This window comes from Allobosea sp. NPDC055353, from assembly GCF_053644975.1.
Genome location: NZ_JBSHMC010000002.1, coordinates 461,034 through 477,126, shown reverse-complemented (window position 1 = coordinate 477,126; position 16,093 = coordinate 461,034). Strand labels below are relative to the sequence as shown.

Genomic DNA, 16,093 nt, shown 5'->3' with positions numbered 1-16,093 from the left:
TTTGACAGTCTGAAAGAAAAATTTCTTGATCTTCCGGAACGCGGGAGTGCCGATGTCGCAGACGCTTCGCCAGAGATTGCAGGCCTGCCTCGCCAGCGGCTCGAAAGCCGACAAGGCGCTGGCGAGCTACATGCTGGCGCAGATGCCGAGCCTGCCGTTCGAGACGGCGGCGAGCCTGGCCGAGAAGGTCTCGCTCAGCGAGCCGACGGTCGGGCGCTTCTGCCGGACGCTCGGCTACAAGAGCCTGAAGGACCTCAAGGCCAGCCTCGCCGAGGAAATCGGCGACCGGCCCTGGCTGATCAGCGACCGCCTGCGCGATTTCCAGCAGCGCAGCCTTGCCGGCGACGACCAGTTGGCGCGCAGCCTCCAGCTCGAGATCGCCGGCCTCGTCCGCATCTACGAACTCGCCCAGAGCGAAGAGTGGAAGCGGGTGGCCCGCCGCCTGGCGACGGCGCCTTCCGTCCATGTCACGGGCTTCCAGACAGAGCGCGGCCTCGCGCAATACCTTGCCAACCAGCTCCAGTATTTGCGCGACGGCGTGCATCTGGCCGATCTTGCGGCCGGAAATTTCTCCGACCTGCTGCTGTCGGCGGAGAAGGAGCGCTGCCTCGTGATCTTCGAAGCGCGGCGCTATTCGCGCATGGCCAAGGTGCTGGCCGAGCAGGCGAAGGCGGCGGGCATCAAGACCACGCTGATCACCGATTCCTTCTGCGACTGGGGGCAGGGGCTCATCGACGAGATGCTGGTCGTCTCGACCGAGTTCAACCTGTTCTGGGACTCGACCGCCCAGATGGCGAGCCTCAGCAACCTCCTGATCAACGCGGTCTTCGTCGAGCTCGGGCCGCAGGTCGAGGCGCGGCTGAACCGGATGGCCGCGCTCTACGGCCATTTCACCGGTCATGCCGGGGACAGTTCCGGCCCGCTCGACTGACGGCCGGGACCTAAGCCGTTTGCAACATCTCGAAAACAAAGGGGAAGCGGGATGAAGACGATGATCAAGGGGAGCCTGCTGGCGCTGGGCCTGTCGGCGCTCGCGGCCAGCACGGCGCTGGCCCAGGAAGCCACGTTCGTGATGACCGCGCGCCTCGTCGGTGCGCCGACCTACAACCCGATCAAGGCGACGAAGCTCAACACGGCGACGACGCTGATCTTCGACCGGCTGGTGGTGCAGGATGCCGACCAGAGCTTCCACGGCCAGCTCGCGACCTCCTGGGAAACGAGCCCGGACGGCATGCTCTGGACCTTCAAGCTGAAGCCCGGCGTCAAGTTCCACAATGGCGAGCCCTTCAACGCCAAGACGATCGAATGGTGGGTGCCGCAGTTCAAGGGCACCGAGAATGCTTTCACCGTCGAGGCGATCGACAAGGTCGAGGTCGTCGACGATCTGACGGTGCGCTTCCATATGAAGCATCCCGACCCGAACCTGCTGTTCAACCTCGCCAGCTCGTTCATGTGTGTGCCGGAGCCGAAATCCTACGAGGCGCTCGGCGACAAGTTCGGCGTGACCGAGGCGATCGGCACCGGCCCCTACAAGATGCAGCAGTTCACCGTCGGCCAGCAGACCGTGCTCGTCCGCAATGACGACTACAAATGGGCCTCCGACCTCTCGAAGAACCAGGGGCCGGCCAAGTTCAAGAAGCTGACCTTCCGCGAGATCGGCGAGGAATCGACCGCCTATCTCGAACTCAAGACCGGCGGCGCCGACCTGCTCGTCAACGTGCCCACCGACTTCCTGCCGCGCATCCAGGCCGACAAGGCGGTGAAGCTCGTGACCATCCCAGGCAACGAGCTGGTCTATATGCCGATCAACACCAGCGTCGAGCCGTTCACCGACATCAAGGTGCGCGAGGCGACCGCTTTCGCCGTGAACCAGAAAGAAATCCTGACCAGCCTCTATGGCGGCAATGGCGCCGTCGCCGATACTTTCCTGATCTCCTCGCTGAAGGAGGCGCAGGTCGATCCGAAGTACAAGATCTCCTACGATCCGGAGCGCTCGAAGAAAGTGTTCGACGCGGCCGGCTGGAAGCCGGGCCCCGACGGCATCCGCGTCAAGGACGGCAAGCGCCTCGAGGTGAAGCTCTGGGCCCAGAACGGCACCGAGTTCAAGCGCCTTGCCGAGATCGTCCAGGCGCAGCTCAAGGCCGTCGGCATGCAGGCCGAGATCAGCATCATCGATGCCGGCTCGATCAATGCGCAGTACCGCAAGAAGACCGAGCACCAGCTCGCGATCCGCTCCTATCAGTGGACCAATGCCGATATCGTCGACTGGTTCTTCGCGGCCAAGCGCGCCGGCTACCCCAATGTCTCGATGTTCAACGATCCCGAGGCGGAAAAGCTCAACGACATCGCCATGAACAAGTCCAAGACCTGGGACGAGCGCGTGGCGAACTTCACCAAGTACCACGAGTACGTGCTGTCGCAGTATCCGTTCGCGCCGATCTACCAGCCGGTGCAGAGCGTGGCCTATGGCAAGCGCATCACCGTGCCCGAGACGATCCGCGGCACCGGCTTCTACGGGCCGACCATGCTCGACATCGCCCCGGCCAACTGAGCCGGAACGACGTATCACGCGGGAGATCGATCCTTGCTGCGCTTCGCGATCCGGCGCCTCGCCATGCTGGTGCCGGTCTTCCTCGCCGTCTCGCTGGTGATCTTCATGATCATCCATCTCGTGCCGGGCGACCCGCTGGAGCATCTGATCCAGGTCGGCTCGTCGCCCGAGCAGCGGGCGCAGATGATCGCGCGCTACGGGCTCGACCAGCCGCTGCTGGTCCAGTACGGGCGCTGGCTTGCCAAGGTCGTCACGGGCGATTTCGGCGACGCCATCGTGATGCGCCAGCCGGTTTCGCAGCTCATCGCCGAGAACATGCCGCACAGCCTCGCGCTCGGCGGCACGGCGCTGCTCTTCTCGACGGTGGTCGGGATCGTGACAGGCGTGCTCGCGGCCTCCTTCCGCGACAGCCTGTTCGACCGGGCGGTGATGGGCTTCATCCTGCTGGGATCGACGCTGCCGAGCTTCTGGCTGGCGCTTTTGATGATCCTGATGTTCGCGGTGCAGTTCGAATGGTTCCCGGTCTCGGGCGCGCGGACATGGGACGCGCTGGTGCTGCCGGCGCTGACCATCGGCATCGGCGGCACGGCGCTGATCGCCCGCGTCACCCGCGCGGCCATGGTCGAAATCTCGCAGCGGGACTTCGTGCGCGTGCTGCAGGCCAAGGGCGTGCCCTTCTGGCGCATCCAGCTCCGGCACGTGCTGCAGCAGGCGATGCTGCCGGTGATGACCATTTTGGGCCTGCGCATCGGCTGGATTCTCGGTGGCGCGGTCACGGTCGAATATGTCTTCGCCCGGCCAGGGCTCGGCTCGCTGCTGATCACCGGGCTCGGCCAGCGCGACTATCCGCTGGTGCAGGGCTGCCTCTTGATGCTGGCGATCGCGGTGATGCTCGGCACGCTGATCGGCGACCTCGCCCAGGCGGCGCTCGATCCGCGCCTGCGCGAAGCGATGGGTGCACGATGACAGGTGCGCGATGAGCCGCAAATCCCTCGCCGGCCGCATCCTCCGCTCGCCACGCGGCGCCATCTGCGCGCTGTTCCTGCTCGCGCTCGTGCTCTGCGCGATCTTCGCGCCCTGGATCGCACCTTACGACTACGCCGCGCAGAAGCTCTCCATGGCCAACACGCCGCCCTCGGCTGCGCATTGGCTCGGCACCGACGAGTTCGGGCGCGACCTGCTCTCACGGATCATCCAGGGTGCGCGCACCTCGCTCAGCGTCAGCGTGCTCTCGATCGCCTTGTCGGTGCTGATGGGCGCGACGTTGGGCGCCGCCGCCGGCTATTTCGGCGGCATCTTCGACAGGATCGTCACCGTCTTCGTCGACCTGACCTGGTCCTTTCCGGACATCCTGCTGGCGCTGATCCTGATCGCGATCCTGGGGCCCGGACTGCATTCGACGGCGATCGCCATCGCGATCGCCTATCTCGCGCAGTTCACCCGTTTGACGCGGGCGCAGGTGATGGCGCTGAAGGGCGAGCTCTTCGTCGATGCGGCGGTGACGGCGGGCGCCAGGCCGGGGCGCGTGCTCTTCCTGCATCTCCTGCCCAACGCGATGACGCCGGTCATCGTCGCCGGCATGCTGGCGACGGGCGATGCGATCGTGCTCGAAGCGACGCTGGGCTTCTTCGGGCTGGGCGCGCAGCCGCCCGTCCCGAGCTGGGGGGCGATGATGAGCTCCGGCACGGCGCAGATCTTCATCGCGCCCTGGATCATCATCTTTCCCGGCCTCGTCATCGCCACCACCGTCATCGCCATCAACCTGTTCGGCGATGCGCTGATCGAGGCGCTCGATATCCGCCGTCCGCTGCGGGACGGCTGACGACCACCATCGGACACAGAGAGAAAACCGCGAGGAACGCCATGAGCTTCACCGTCCTGACCGCCGAGTTCTCGCATGAGAGCAATACCTTCAGCCGCTGCCCGGCCGACTACGCTGCCTTCACCGATCGCGGCATCCAGCTCGGCGATGACGCGATCGCCGCGCGGGCCGAGGCCAACACGCCGATCGCCGGCTTTCTCGATATCGGCCGTCCGGCGGGGTGGAAGGTCATCCATGCGATCAGCGCCGCCGCCCAGCCTTCCGGGCCGGTGACGCGCGATGCTTTCGACCGGATCGCCGGCGTCATCGTCGAGGCTGCAAAGACCCATGCCGGCAAGATCGACGGCGTGCTGCTCGGCCTCCACGGCGCCATGGTGACGGAGTTCTGCGAGGACGGCGAGGGCGAGTTGCTGGAGCGGGTCCGCGCCGTGCTCGGGCCGGACGTGCCGATCGGCATCACGCTTGATCCCCATGCCAACGTTACCCGCAAGATGACCGATCTCGCCAATATCGTCGTCTCCTACAAGACCTATCCGCATGTCGATGTCCGCGAGACCGGCAAGCTTGCGGCCGGCATCATGCAGCGGACCATGAAGGGCGAGATCAGGCCGGTGACGCTGCGGGCCGAGCGGCCGATGCTGGAGGAGGTCAATGGCGGGCGTACCGATATCGGCCCGATGGTCGAGCGCATCGCCAAGGCCAAGGCCTATGAGAAAGAGGCGGGCGTCTTTGCCGTCAGCGTCAATGGCGGCTTCGGCAATGCCGATATCCACGAGGTCGGCCCGACCGTGCTCGTCACCTGCGACGGCGAGCGCGAGAAGCATCAGGCCTTCGCCGAGGCGATGGTCGAGGACATGTGGCAGCGCCGCTTCGAGAAGGTCACGGACTTCCTCTCGGTCGAGGATGCCGTTGCCGAGGCGCAATCCTATGTCGGGGCGAAGGGGCCGCTGATCATCGCCGACTACGCCGACAATCCCGGCGGTGGCGGCTATGGCGATGCGACCGGCCTGCTCAAGGGCATGATCGCAGCCGATCTCAAGGACGCCTGCTTCGGGCCGATGGTCGATCCGGAGGTCGCCGCCGAACTGCGCAAGGGCAAGCCGGGCTCGACCGTCTCGGTCAAGCTCGGCGGCAAGGTCGATCCCGCGATCGGCGGCGGGCCGCTTGAGCTGACCGGCACGCTCGTCAGCACCAGCGACGGCGATTGGGTCGGCGACGGCCCGATGATGGGCGGGTTGCAGGCGAGCTGGGGGCCCTGTGCCGTGCTGCGCGTCGGCGATATCGAGATCCTCGTCACCACCATCCGCGCCCAGATGAACGACCTGCAGCAGTTCCGCGCCTTCGGCATCGACCCGGCAGCCAAGCGCGTTGTCGGATTGAAGTCGATGCAGCATTTCCGCGCCGCCTTCGAGCCGATCGCCGGCAAGGTCATCGTCTGCGACAGCGGGGCGCTCTGCACCCCCGATCTCAGCAAGCTGCCCTATCGCCGGGTGCGGCGGCCGCTCTACCCGCTCGACAAGGTGGCGTGAGGCCGCGAGCAGAGCCGAGAAATCGACGGGGCCGGTGCGGCAACGCACCGGCCCTGTTCGCATCGGCGCGGGAGTGCGGTACCCTATCTAAATTTTGAGATTCGATTGCCCTGCGAGAGGCCCGATGTCCATCCGCTTCGATGAGATTGGCAAGCGCCTCAAGGCCTATCGGCTGGGGCGTGGGCTTCCGGCGGAGGATGTCGCCGAGAGCCTGGGAATTTCGCGGGCGGCCGTCTACCGGATCGAGAGCGGCGGCGTCGTCAAGATCGAGACGCTGGAGCGGCTGGCTGCCGTGCTGGAGACGACGGTCGCGTCGCTGCTCGGGGCCGGTGTCGAGTATTATTCGAGCCCGGTCAGCTATTTCGAGCGCATGCGGCAGATCGAGGAGCAGTCCGATCAGGTCGTGGCGCATTTCCCGCCGCTCTCCTACCTGCTGACCTCGGCGGCTTATTCCGACTTCCTCCGGGCGACCCTGATCGAGGCTCTGCCGGCCCATCTCGCCGACCGCGACGGGGCTGTGTCCGAGATCGACGCGATCATCGCGATCCTCGACGAACGCAAGGCGACCCGGAAGCGCCGGCGGCTCAGCGTCGTCAACTTCGTCAATGTGCTGGAGATCGAGCGCTGGCTGAAGCTCGGCGTTGTCGGCCGCTTCAGCCTGCCGCCGGAGGAGCAGGCGCGCCGGCGCCGGGCGGCCCGTCACGAGGTCGAGCACCTGATCGCACTGATCGAGGCCGAGCCGATGGGCGTGCAGATCGGGCTGATCGAGGAAACGCTGCCCAATATCACCTTCCAGCTCTTCCGCAGCGAGGAACGGACGCTGCTGGGCCTGAGCCCCTATCGGCTGGGCGGGGAACTGCCGAATGTTCGCTCCGGCATCGCCATGCTGACTGCCGACGAGCAGCCGGTGCGGCTTTACGAGCAGTTGAGCGACGATCTCTGGAGCCGCGCCCGCAAGGGCGGCGAGGCTGGCGCCGCGCTGCGGGCGGTGGTCGAGCGGTCGGGCATCGCGCCGGGCTGACGCCTGTCGATTTCGCACCGAAACACGCCGTCATCGCGGGCGGCCGGCAGGGTTGAGCCCGCTCCTGAGCACCAGGCTTACGGCGTCATGGTCGGGCTTGTCCCGACCATCCACGTCTTCTACGCCGAGGTCGCGTTCAAGACGTGGATGCTCGCCACAAGGGCGAGCATGACGATGGCTGGAACAATGTCGTGTCCATGTGTTCCGGGCTCTTCGCTGAAGGGAAGCTCGGAACGATAGGAGCAAGTCGTTTTTACCATTGTCGCAAAATTGAGATTTGATCTTGTAATTGAGATTAAGCTGTGCGACGGATTCGCATGGCGCCGGGCGCGGCTATGGTCCGGCGGCTTTCAAAATTCTCGTGGCGGGGCCGGAGCCCAGGACCACCAAGCGGCGCGCAAAGCGCCCCGAGAATGAGGGCTCAAGGCCCGAACTCATGAGCAGGATCTGCGCAGGGGCGGACGCGCATGCGTGCGTCGGTTCACTGTTTTCCGGTGCCCGGCGGCGGTTCGAGACAACAAAAGGGGCTTTCATCATGAGCGATATCGAGGCATCGAGCGTGGGCTCGATCGAGGGTTCCGGCCCGACCGAGGTCGACGGCAAGGCGCGGAAGGCCTTGTGGGGTGCGGCGATCGGCTATGCGATGGACGGGTTCGACCTCTTGATCCTCGGCTTCATGCTGCGGGCGATCTCGGCCGACCTCCAGCTCAGCCAGGCGCAGGCCGCCTCGCTGGTCACCGCGACGCTGGTCGGCGCCGTGCTCGGCGGCATCGGCTTCGGCATGCTCTCGGACCGTATCGGGCGCGTCCGCGTGCTGACCTGGACCATCGTCCTCTTCGCCGTCTTCACCGGCATGTGCGCCTTGGCGCAGGGCTATTGGGACCTGCTGATCTACCGCACCATCGCGGGCTTGGGCCTCGGCGGCGAGTTCGGCATCGGCATGGCGCTGGTCGCCGAGGCCTGGCCGGCCTCGAAGCGGGCGCGCGCCTCTTCCTATGTCGGTCTCGGCTGGCAGGTCGGCGTGCTCGCCGCGGCCATCGCCACCCCGATCCTGCTGCCCACGATCGGCTGGCGCGGCATGTTCGCCATCGGCATCCTGCCGGCGGTCGCGGCCTATTTCATCCGCCACTCCCTGCACGAGCCCGAGGTCTTCGTCGCCCGCTCCAAGGACCGGCCGAAGGAATCGGCGCTGCGCCTGCTGGTCAAGGACCGCGAGACCACCAAGCTCAGCCTCGGCATGGTCATCCTCTGCTCGGTCCAGAACTTCGGCTATTACGGCGTGATGATCTGGCTGCCGAACTATCTCGCCACGCGGTTCGGCTTCCAGCTCACCCAGTCGGCGGTGTGGACGGCGGTGACCATCGCCGGCATGGCGCTCGGCATCTTCGCCTTCGGCCATATCGCCGACCGGATCGGCCGGCGCCCGGCCTTCTTCGGCTACATGATCGGCGCTGCCGTGATGGTCGTGGTCTATTCGCGCCTGACCGATCCGATGCAATTGCTGGTCGCCGGCGCGGTGATGGGCTTCTTCGTCAACGGCATGCTCGGCGGCTATGGCGCGCTGATCAGCGAGCTCTTCCCGACCGCGGCCCGCGCCACCGCCCAGAACGTCCTGTTCAACATCGGCCGCGGCGTCGGCGGCTTCGGCCCGGTCGTCGTCGGCGCAATCGCGGCGGCTTATGGCTTCCAGACCGCCATCGCGCTGCTCGCCACCCTCTACATCCTCGACCTCATCGCCATGTGGCTCCTCATCCCCGAGAAGCGCGGCGCCGAATTGACGTGAGGCAGGCATGAGCCAGCAACCCATCATCACGGCCGGCGGGTGTTCCGCCGGCTGGAAGCCAAGCATCGTCGCCGAGCTGGCGCGGGTCGTGCGCCACGCGGCGGTCAATGCCGAGTACCGCCATCTCGTGCTCGATTGCAGCGATGAGGCGGCCGCGGCGCAGCCCGGCCAGTTCTTCCAGTTGCTCTGCCCGCACCCGGTGGGCGAGCAGCCCTTCCTGCGCCGGCCAATGAGCCTTTACGGTGCCGACCCGGAGAAGCGCCAGGTCGAATTCCTCTACAAGGTCACCGGGGCAGGCACGCGCGGCCTCGATACGCTCGTGCCGGGCGACAGCCTCGACATCATGGGCCCGCTCGGCACCGGATTCACGCTGGACGAGAGCATGGGCCATATCGTTGCTGTCGGGCGCGGGGCGGGGCTCGCGACACTGGCACCGCTTGCGGCTGCGGCGAAGGCGAAGGGGATCAAGGTCACTGCCATCCTCAGCGCAAGGCGGCCGGAATTGCTGGTCTCGGTCGATCTGTTCGCAGGTCATGGGGCTGCGGTCATCGCGGTCACCGATTCCGAGCAGACGAGCGGCCCGGCCAATGTCGAGCGTATCCTGCGCCGCGAGATCGCCGAGGGGCGCTGCGACGCCTTCTTCACCTGCGGGTCGAGCCGCCTGATGCGCGTGCAGCAGCGCCTTGCCCGCGAATTCAACCAGCCCGGACAGGTCGCGATGGAGCAGCAGATGGCCTGCGGAATCGGGCTTTGCTATTGCTGCGTGCGCGACTTCAACGTCGATGGCGAGATCGTCAATCGCCGTGTCTGCTGGGACGGGCCGGTCTTCGACCTGATGGAGGCGCTGCCATGAACGCCGCCGCCGTGAGGCCCGCGATCGATCTCTCTGTGAAGGTCGGCGGGCTCACCTTGCGCAATCCCGTCATGCCGGCCTCGGGCACCTTCGCCGAGGGGCTGGAGAAGGTGATGGACTTCAACCGGCTCGGCGCCTTCGTCACCAAGACGATCACGCGCGAGTTGCGCGCCGGCAATCCGCTGCCGCGCGTGGTCGAGCGGCCGGGCAGCCTGATCAATGCGATCGGCATCCCCTCGAAGGGCGTGCCCTATTTCGTCGAGACCACGATGCCGCATTACGCGGCCTATGACACGCCGCTCGTCGTCTCGATCTCGGCGCCGACGGCGGAGGGTTTCGCCAGTCTCGCGGCCGAGCTCTCGATCCCCGGCATCGCCGCGATCGAGGCCAATATTTCCTGTCCGAACATCGAGGAGGACGGCAAGGCCTTCGCGATGCGGGCGGAGTCGACCGAGAAGGTGACGCGCGAACTGCGCCGGGCGACCAAGCTGCCGCTCTGGGTCAAGCTCACGCCCAATACAGGGGACGTGCCGGAGGTGGCGCGCGCGGCCGAGGCCGCAGGCGCGGACGCTGTCGTCGTCGCCAACACCATCCTGTCGATGGCGATCGACCTCAAGACCTTCAAGCCCTGCCTCGGCAACATCATGGGCGGGCTCTCCGGCCCGGCGATCAAGCCGATCGTGCTGCGCCAGGTCTTCCAATGCGCCAAGGCGGTGTCGATCCCGGTGATCGGCTGCGGCGGCATCTCCACCGCCGATGACGCCATCGAATACATGCTCGCCGGTGCCACTGCCGTGCAGGTCGGCACCGCGACCTTTCTCCAGCCGGCGGCGATGACGACGATCATCGACGGGCTCGAGACCTTCTGCCTGCATCGCGAGATCCCGCGCGCTGCCGACCTGATCCGCGGCGTCGTGATCGAGGAGGCGGACGAGCCCGAACTCTCCTGGCTGGACCCGGTGTCATGAGCGTCGCCGCGATCGAACGCCCGAACGGCTTTGCGGGGAATGCAGAGGACCGGGCGCTGGCCGAGGCATTGTTTGATGCGCTGAAACAGGCGACCGGCGACGGCGTCGGCATCACGCGCGAGGCTTATGGGCCGAAGGAAAGCGAGGCGCTCGACATCGTCGAGGCACGGGCGCGTGAGCTGGGGCTGGCGACGGAGCGCGATGCCGGGGCCAATCTCGTGATGACGCTGGAAGGCAGCGAGCCGGACCTGCCTTTCCTTGCCTGCGGCTCGCATCTCGATTCGGTGCCGCAGGGCGGGAATTTCGATGGTGCGGCCGGTGTCATCGCGGGGCTCGCCGTCATCGCCGGCTTCCGGGCCGAGGGATTCGTGCCGCGCCGGACGATCAAGGTCTATGGTCTGCGCGGTGAGGAAAGCTCGCGCTTCGGCCGGGCCTATATGGGTTCGAGCGCGCTGTTCGGGAAACTCTCGGCCGCCGATCTCGCGGTGAAGGATGCGAAGGCCGGACGCACGCTCGCCGACTGCATGGCCGATGTCGGCGTCGATATGGGCCGCGTCAGCAAGGGTGAGCCATTGCTCGATCCAACCGCGGTCTTCGCCTGGATCGAACTGCATATCGAGCAGGGGCCGGTGCTGGTCGCGCGCGATTTGCCTGTCGGCATCGTCACCGGCATCAGGGGCAATATCAGGCACCGCACGGTGGAATGCGTCGGCGAGGCCGGCCATTCCGGCGCGGTGCCGCGCTGGCTCAGGCGAGACGCGGTCTTCGCCACCGCCGAGCTCATCACCCATCTCGACCGGCATTGGCGCACGCTGCTGGAGCGCGGCCGCGACGTCGTCGTGACCTCCGGCGTGTTCGGTACCGATCCGCAGGAGCATGCCATTGCGCGCATCCCCGGCAGGGTGAATTTCTCCTTCGAGGTGCGCAGCCAGAGCCGCGAGACGCTGGAGGCCTTCTACGACCTCTTCCTTTCGGAATGCGGGATGATCGGCGAGGAGCGCGGCGTCGATTTCAAGCTCGACCGCCGGCTGGAGGCCGAGCCCGCCGTGATGGACGCCGGCTGGATCGACAGGCTCAAGACCGCGGCGCGCGACCTCGGCCTGCCCGATGAGGAGATTCCGAGCGGGGCAGGGCACGACTCGGCGGTTTTCGCCAATGCCGGCATTCCCAGCGCCATGCTCTTCGTGCGAAACGAGCACGGCTCGCACAACCCGCACGAGGCGATGGAGATCGACGATCTCCTGGCCGGCATCGCGGTGATGCGGGCAGCGATCCGGGAGGCGGTGCGATGACGGTGACTCAGGCGATCCGCCCGGAGCGGGAGATCAGCCATGCGGTCGCGCGGCTGCTGCTGCGTGCCGGCGCCGTCCATGTCAGCCGGCAGCAACCCTTCGTGCTGGCGGCCGGCTGGGCGAGCCCGGTCTATGTCGATGTCCGCCTGCTGCTCGGCGAACCGGACCTGCGCCGCGCGGTCACCGAACTGGCGGCGAGGCATGTCCGCGCAGGCTTTTCGGATGGCGGTTTCGATGCGGTCGTCGGCGCGGAGACGGCCGGCATTCCCTTCGCCGCCTGGCTTGCCGATGCGCTGGACCTGAAGCTGCGCTATGTCCGCAAGCGCCCGCTCGGCGTCGGCCGCAATGCCCAGGTCGAGGGCGGGCCGGTCGATGGCCTGCGCGTCCTCCTGATGGACGACCTGACCACGGATGGCGCGAGCAAGCTCAATTTCGTGCGTGGCCTGCGCGCGGCGGGGGCCGATATCGGCGACGTGCTGACGATCTTCTATCATGACGCCTTCCCCGGTGCCGGCGAGCGCCTGACCGAGGCGGGACTAAGCCTGCATGCGCTGGCGACCTGGGCCGATGTGCTCGCGGCCGACGACGAGAACCGGCTGGCGCGCGAGGATCGCGCCGAGATCGAGCGTTTCCTCGCCGATCCCGTTGCCTGGTCGATGCGCCATGGCGGCCGTTCCAGCCTGACGCCGCGCGTCTGAGGCGCGGCCTTCAGATTCAGGCCGGAGCGACGGTGGCCTTGCGGGCGATCATCTGCCGCAGCAGGACGGGCGCGCCGATGATGAGACCGGCCACGACCGAATAGGGCGTGGCGAGGATCATCGGCAGGGCCGCGAGCGCAAGGACCAGGCGCTCCCACATCGCGAGCGGCGCCAGAAGCCAGCCGGAGAAAGCGGCCGAGAGCAGGGTGATGCTGGCGAGGCAGGCGGCGGTCGAGCCGATGAACTCCATCCAGGTGAAGCCCGGTGCCATGATCAGCATGGAGGGCGAGAACACGAAGACGAAAGGCACCAGCACCTTGCCGAGCGCCAGCCGGAAGGCGGTGTTGCCGGTCTTGAACGGGTCGGCGCCGGCCATGCTCGCGCCGGCATAGGCGGCGATCGCGACCGGCGGCGTGATGTCGGCGAGGACGCCGTAATAGAAGACGAAGAAATGCGCCACGAGCGGGTTGACGCCGAGCATGCCGAGCGCAGGCGCCGCCACCGTCACCATGATGATGTAGTTCGCCGTGGTCGGCACGCCGCAGCCGAGCAGGATGCAGACCATGCCGGTCAGCAGCAGCGTGAAGAACAGCGTCGCGCTCTTGATGTCGAAGGGCAGGAACGGGGCGATGTCGATGAGGCCCTTGGCCCATTGATCGGCGAGCGAGGTTACGATCCAGGAGATCTTGAAGCCGACGCCGGTCAGCGTGACCACGCCGACAATGATGCCGACGGTCGCAGCCGCGGCGCCGACGCCGATGGCGTATTTCGCGCCGAGGACGAAGGCATCGACCATGTCGTTGACGCGCCTGCGGCCCTCGGTCGAGCGCAGCAGCACGCCATGCGCCATGACGGCGAAGGCGGCGGTCACCAGCGCCGCGTTCACGCCCGGCACGCGCAAAAGCTCGGTCGGTGCGGCGATGCCGATGGCGAGCGCCAGGGCCAGGGCCGCGCCTGCCCGGTAATGCGCGAGGCCCACCAGCATGCAGCCGGTGATGCCCCAGAAGGCGGCGAGATAGGGTGTGTAGCCGGTGAAGAGCACGACGATCAGCGCGAAGAGCGGGGCGATGGTCGGCCAGTCGCGGGCGAAGACCTCGCGCAGCTTCGGCGCCTCGGCATCGGTCATGCCGCCCATGCCGGTGCGGCGGGCCTCGAAATGCACCTGCATCAGCACGCCGAAGAAATGCATGAAGGCCGGCACGATCGCGGCGATGACGATGGTCGCATAGGGCAGGTTGAGGAACTCGACCATCAGGAAGGCGGCGGCGCCCATGATCGGCGGGGTGATCTGGCCGCCGGTCGCAGCGGTCGATTCCACCGCTGCCGCGAAATGGCGCTGGTAGCCGAGGCGGATCATCATCGGGATGGTGAGCGAGCCGACCGTGACGGTGTTGGCGACCGAGGAGCCCGAGATCATCCCGAACAGGGCCGAGCCGAAGATCGAGACCTTGGCCGGGCCGCCGGCGAAGCGGCCCGCGACGGCGGCGGCGACGCCGAGGAAGAGGCGGCCGAGGCCGATGCGCGTGGCGAGAACGCCGAACAGCACGAAATGGAAGACATAGGTCGCGACGACGCCGAGCGCGACGCCGTAGACGCCCTGGCTGGTCAGGTAGAGATGGTTGACGAGGTTCGACCAGGTCGAGCCCGGGTGCAGGAAGATGCCGGGAAACCAGTTGCCGAAGAGCGCGTAGACGATGGCGAAGAGCGCGATCAGCGGCAGGCCCCAGCCGATGGCGCGTCGCGTCGCCTCGATCATCAGGACGATGGTGATCGTGCCCATCGCGACATCGAGCGGCGAGGGATTGCCGACGCGGAAGACGAGATCCTCGAAGATCCAGGGCACGTAGAGGCTGGCGATGGCGACCGCGACCGCGCAGATCCAGTCATAGAGCGGCACGCCGCCGGGGCGGAAGACGGTCGAGGGATAGACGGTGCCGGCCTCGCTCTTGCGTGCGCCGAAGACGAGGAAGATCAGCCCGAGCACGAAGGCGAGGTGGATGCCGCGATGCGTGGTCTCGCGCAGCAGGCCGAAGCCCGCAGTGTAATAGTGGAAGGCCGAGAGCGCGAGCAGCAGGCCGCCGATCAGCAGCGCGGTGCCATGCGGCACCTTGCGGAACTGCATTTCCGGATCGAGTTCTTCCTCGAGCTTGGCGAGTTCGGCGGCGGAGGGCTGGTTGGCCATGGGACACTCGACGGAGAACCCCTCTCCCGCATCGAAATCGGATACATCCGACTTCGACACTCTGCGAGAGGGGCAGGGGTGAGGGAAGGACGGCAAAGAAAAGGACGGGGATGGAGACGTTGCGCCGGTATCGGCAACGGCAGGCCCTCACCCCAGCCCTCTCCCATCCGGGAGAGGGAGCACCGGCGGTGGTTCGCGCGCCTTACTTCAGCAGGCCGGCTTCCTTGTAGAACTTCTCGGCGCCCGGATGCAGCGGCACGCCCTGCAGGCCCGACAGCGCGGTCTCCTTGCGGATCACCTTGCCCTTGGCGTGGCCGGCATCGAGCGCGGCGCGGGCCTTGTCGCTCCACAGGCCCTTGGTCACGGCATAGACGGTGTCGGCCGAGATCTTGGACGAGGTGACCCAGTGGGCGCCGACCGCGACGGTCTTCACCGCGCCGACATCCTTGTAGGTGCCGGCCGGGATCTCGTCGGCGGCGAAGAAGGGCGAGTCCTTGGCGAGCTTCTCGGCCGGGGCGCCGGTGATCGGCAGGATATCGATGCCCGAGCCGGTCGAGGCGAGCTCCGAGATCGCCGCCGCCGGGAAGCCGCCGGTGAAGAAGAAGGCGTCGACCGAGCCGTCCTTCATCTTCTCCGCCGCCTGGTTCGGCTTGAGATACTCGGCGGTGATGTCCTTCTCGGTGACGCCGAAGGCCGCGAGGATCGCCTTGGCATTGAGCAGCGTGCCGGAGCCGGGCTCGTCGAGCGAAACCTTCTTGCCCTTGAGATCGGCGACGCTCTTCACGTTCGAAGCCTTGCGAACGACGAGATGGACGCTCTCGGGATAGAGATTGGCGATCGAGCGTAGTTCGGCGACCTTCGGCTTGCCCTCGTAGACGCCGGTGCCGGAATAGGCCCAGAAGGCGACGTCGGCCTGGACGAAGCCGGATTCAGCCGCGCCGCCGACGATGGCGTTGACATTGGCGACCGAGCCGTTGCTGGCGACGGCGGTCGCGACGAGCTGCGGCGGGGCGGAGATCGCGTTCGCGATCAGGCCGCCGATCGGATAATAGGTGCCGGCCGTGCCGCCGGTGCCGATGCGGAAGAAGGCCGGGGCCTGGGCGACGGCGATGCCGGCTACCAGCGCCACGGCGCCGAGCGCGAGGCCGGCGGCGGTCAATTTCGAACGAAGACGCGGAGACATTCAGTCAACCTCCCATGAAAGCGGGCAATCTCGGCAGGATCGGGCGCGGGATCAATCGGAAATTGGACTCAGGTGGTGCGATCAACAGCGACATGGCCGAATCTGACGGCTTTCGGGGTGCGAAAGCGGAGCCAGGCATGCAGTGAGGGCATTCCCGTGGTGCCGGCTCATGAAATTGTGCCGGCGCCAGCGATCCTCTAGAGCCTTCAAC

The 16,093-nt window shown here is 66.9% G+C and carries 13 protein-coding genes; 11 read left to right on the top strand and 2 right to left on the bottom strand.

Annotated features, from left to right (window positions below; all coding sequences use genetic code 11):
- Positions 1–52 precede the first annotated feature (52 nt).
- From ACWIEX_RS15580 to ACWIEX_RS15530, 11 genes are all read left to right on the top strand, one after another.
- A complete protein-coding gene (locus ACWIEX_RS15580) occupies positions 53–931 on the top strand; it encodes a MurR/RpiR family transcriptional regulator (protein WP_454033925.1) in 879 nt (292 codons plus the stop codon).
- Between the two features lie 51 nt (positions 932–982).
- Positions 983–2,551: an ABC transporter substrate-binding protein gene (locus ACWIEX_RS15575; RefSeq protein WP_454033924.1), complete on the top strand. Its 1,569-nt coding sequence runs from the start codon at positions 983–985 to the stop codon at positions 2,549–2,551.
- 33 nt (positions 2,552–2,584) lie between these two features.
- The gene (locus ACWIEX_RS15570; protein WP_061969193.1) at positions 2,585–3,517 is read left to right on the top strand and encodes an ABC transporter permease; all 933 of its coding nucleotides are present in this window, start codon (positions 2,585–2,587) and stop codon (positions 3,515–3,517) included.
- Positions 3,518–3,527: 10 nt separating this feature from the next.
- Positions 3,528–4,373 carry an ABC transporter permease gene (locus ACWIEX_RS15565; RefSeq protein WP_454033923.1) on the top strand — a complete coding sequence of 282 codons (846 nt, stop codon included), beginning with the start codon at positions 3,528–3,530 and terminating at the stop codon, positions 4,371–4,373.
- 41 nt (positions 4,374–4,414) lie between these two features.
- On the top strand, positions 4,415–5,902 hold the full coding sequence (locus ACWIEX_RS15560; protein WP_454033922.1) for a M81 family metallopeptidase: 1,488 nt from the start codon (positions 4,415–4,417) through the stop codon (positions 5,900–5,902).
- Between the two features lie 124 nt (positions 5,903–6,026).
- Positions 6,027–6,923, top strand: coding sequence for a helix-turn-helix domain-containing protein (locus ACWIEX_RS15555; RefSeq protein ID WP_454033921.1), 897 nt, complete (start codon positions 6,027–6,029; stop codon positions 6,921–6,923).
- A gap of 535 nt (positions 6,924–7,458) precedes the next feature.
- Complete coding sequence (locus ACWIEX_RS15550; RefSeq protein ID WP_454033920.1) at positions 7,459–8,706, top strand: MFS transporter; 1,248 nt, start codon at positions 7,459–7,461, stop codon at positions 8,704–8,706.
- Between the two features lie 7 nt (positions 8,707–8,713).
- Positions 8,714–9,559, top strand: a complete 846-nt coding sequence (locus ACWIEX_RS15545) for a dihydroorotate dehydrogenase electron transfer subunit (RefSeq protein ID WP_454033919.1) — start codon at positions 8,714–8,716, stop codon at positions 9,557–9,559.
- Positions 9,556–10,527, top strand: coding sequence for a dihydroorotate dehydrogenase (locus ACWIEX_RS15540; RefSeq protein ID WP_454033918.1), 972 nt, complete (start codon positions 9,556–9,558; stop codon positions 10,525–10,527). The genes ACWIEX_RS15545 and ACWIEX_RS15540 overlap by 4 nt, the downstream gene beginning before the upstream one ends.
- Positions 10,524–11,819, top strand: a complete 1,296-nt coding sequence (locus ACWIEX_RS15535; RefSeq protein ID WP_454033917.1) for a hydantoinase/carbamoylase family amidase — start codon at positions 10,524–10,526, stop codon at positions 11,817–11,819. The genes ACWIEX_RS15540 and ACWIEX_RS15535 overlap by 4 nt, the downstream gene beginning before the upstream one ends.
- Positions 11,816–12,517: an orotate phosphoribosyltransferase gene (locus tag ACWIEX_RS15530; RefSeq protein ID WP_454033916.1), complete on the top strand. Its 702-nt coding sequence runs from the start codon at positions 11,816–11,818 to the stop codon at positions 12,515–12,517. Before ACWIEX_RS15535 ends, ACWIEX_RS15530 begins: the two co-directional genes overlap by 4 nt.
- 16 nt (positions 12,518–12,533) lie before the next feature.
- Here the strand turns inward: ACWIEX_RS15530 and ACWIEX_RS15525 are convergent, their stop codons facing one another.
- Both ACWIEX_RS15525 and ACWIEX_RS15520 read right to left on the bottom strand, forming a co-directional pair.
- Entirely contained in the window at positions 12,534–14,699 is a 2,166-nt protein-coding gene (locus tag ACWIEX_RS15525; protein WP_454033915.1) for a TRAP transporter permease, read from the bottom strand.
- Positions 14,700–14,901: 202 nt separating this feature from the next.
- Positions 14,902–15,882, bottom strand: coding sequence for a TAXI family TRAP transporter solute-binding subunit (locus ACWIEX_RS15520; protein ID WP_454033914.1), 981 nt, complete (start codon positions 15,880–15,882; stop codon positions 14,902–14,904).
- Positions 15,883–16,093 lie beyond the last annotated feature (211 nt).

What these genes read in the sequence shown, in the direction of transcription:
- ACWIEX_RS15580 (WP_454033925.1), top strand. Translation starts at nt 53, where the DNA reads ATGTCGCAGACGCTTCGCCAGAGATTGCAGGCCTGCCTCGCCAGCGGC.
- ACWIEX_RS15575 (WP_454033924.1), top strand. Translation starts at nt 983, where the DNA reads ATGAAGACGATGATCAAGGGGAGCCTGCTGGCGCTGGGCCTGTCGGCG.
- ACWIEX_RS15565 (WP_454033923.1), top strand. Translation starts at nt 3,528, where the DNA reads ATGAGCCGCAAATCCCTCGCCGGCCGCATCCTCCGCTCGCCACGCGGC.
- ACWIEX_RS15560 (WP_454033922.1), top strand. Translation starts at nt 4,415, where the DNA reads ATGAGCTTCACCGTCCTGACCGCCGAGTTCTCGCATGAGAGCAATACC.
- ACWIEX_RS15555 (WP_454033921.1), top strand. Translation starts at nt 6,027, where the DNA reads ATGTCCATCCGCTTCGATGAGATTGGCAAGCGCCTCAAGGCCTATCGG.
- ACWIEX_RS15550 (WP_454033920.1), top strand. Translation starts at nt 7,459, where the DNA reads ATGAGCGATATCGAGGCATCGAGCGTGGGCTCGATCGAGGGTTCCGGC.
- ACWIEX_RS15545 (WP_454033919.1), top strand. Translation starts at nt 8,714, where the DNA reads ATGAGCCAGCAACCCATCATCACGGCCGGCGGGTGTTCCGCCGGCTGG.
- ACWIEX_RS15540 (WP_454033918.1), top strand. Translation starts at nt 9,556, where the DNA reads ATGAACGCCGCCGCCGTGAGGCCCGCGATCGATCTCTCTGTGAAGGTC.
- ACWIEX_RS15535 (WP_454033917.1), top strand. Translation starts at nt 10,524, where the DNA reads ATGAGCGTCGCCGCGATCGAACGCCCGAACGGCTTTGCGGGGAATGCA.
- ACWIEX_RS15530 (WP_454033916.1), top strand. Translation starts at nt 11,816, where the DNA reads ATGACGGTGACTCAGGCGATCCGCCCGGAGCGGGAGATCAGCCATGCG.
- ACWIEX_RS15525 (WP_454033915.1), bottom strand. Translation starts at nt 14,699, where the DNA reads ATGGCCAACCAGCCCTCCGCCGCCGAACTCGCCAAGCTCGAGGAAGAA.
- ACWIEX_RS15520 (WP_454033914.1), bottom strand. Translation starts at nt 15,882, where the DNA reads ATGTCTCCGCGTCTTCGTTCGAAATTGACCGCCGCCGGCCTCGCGCTC.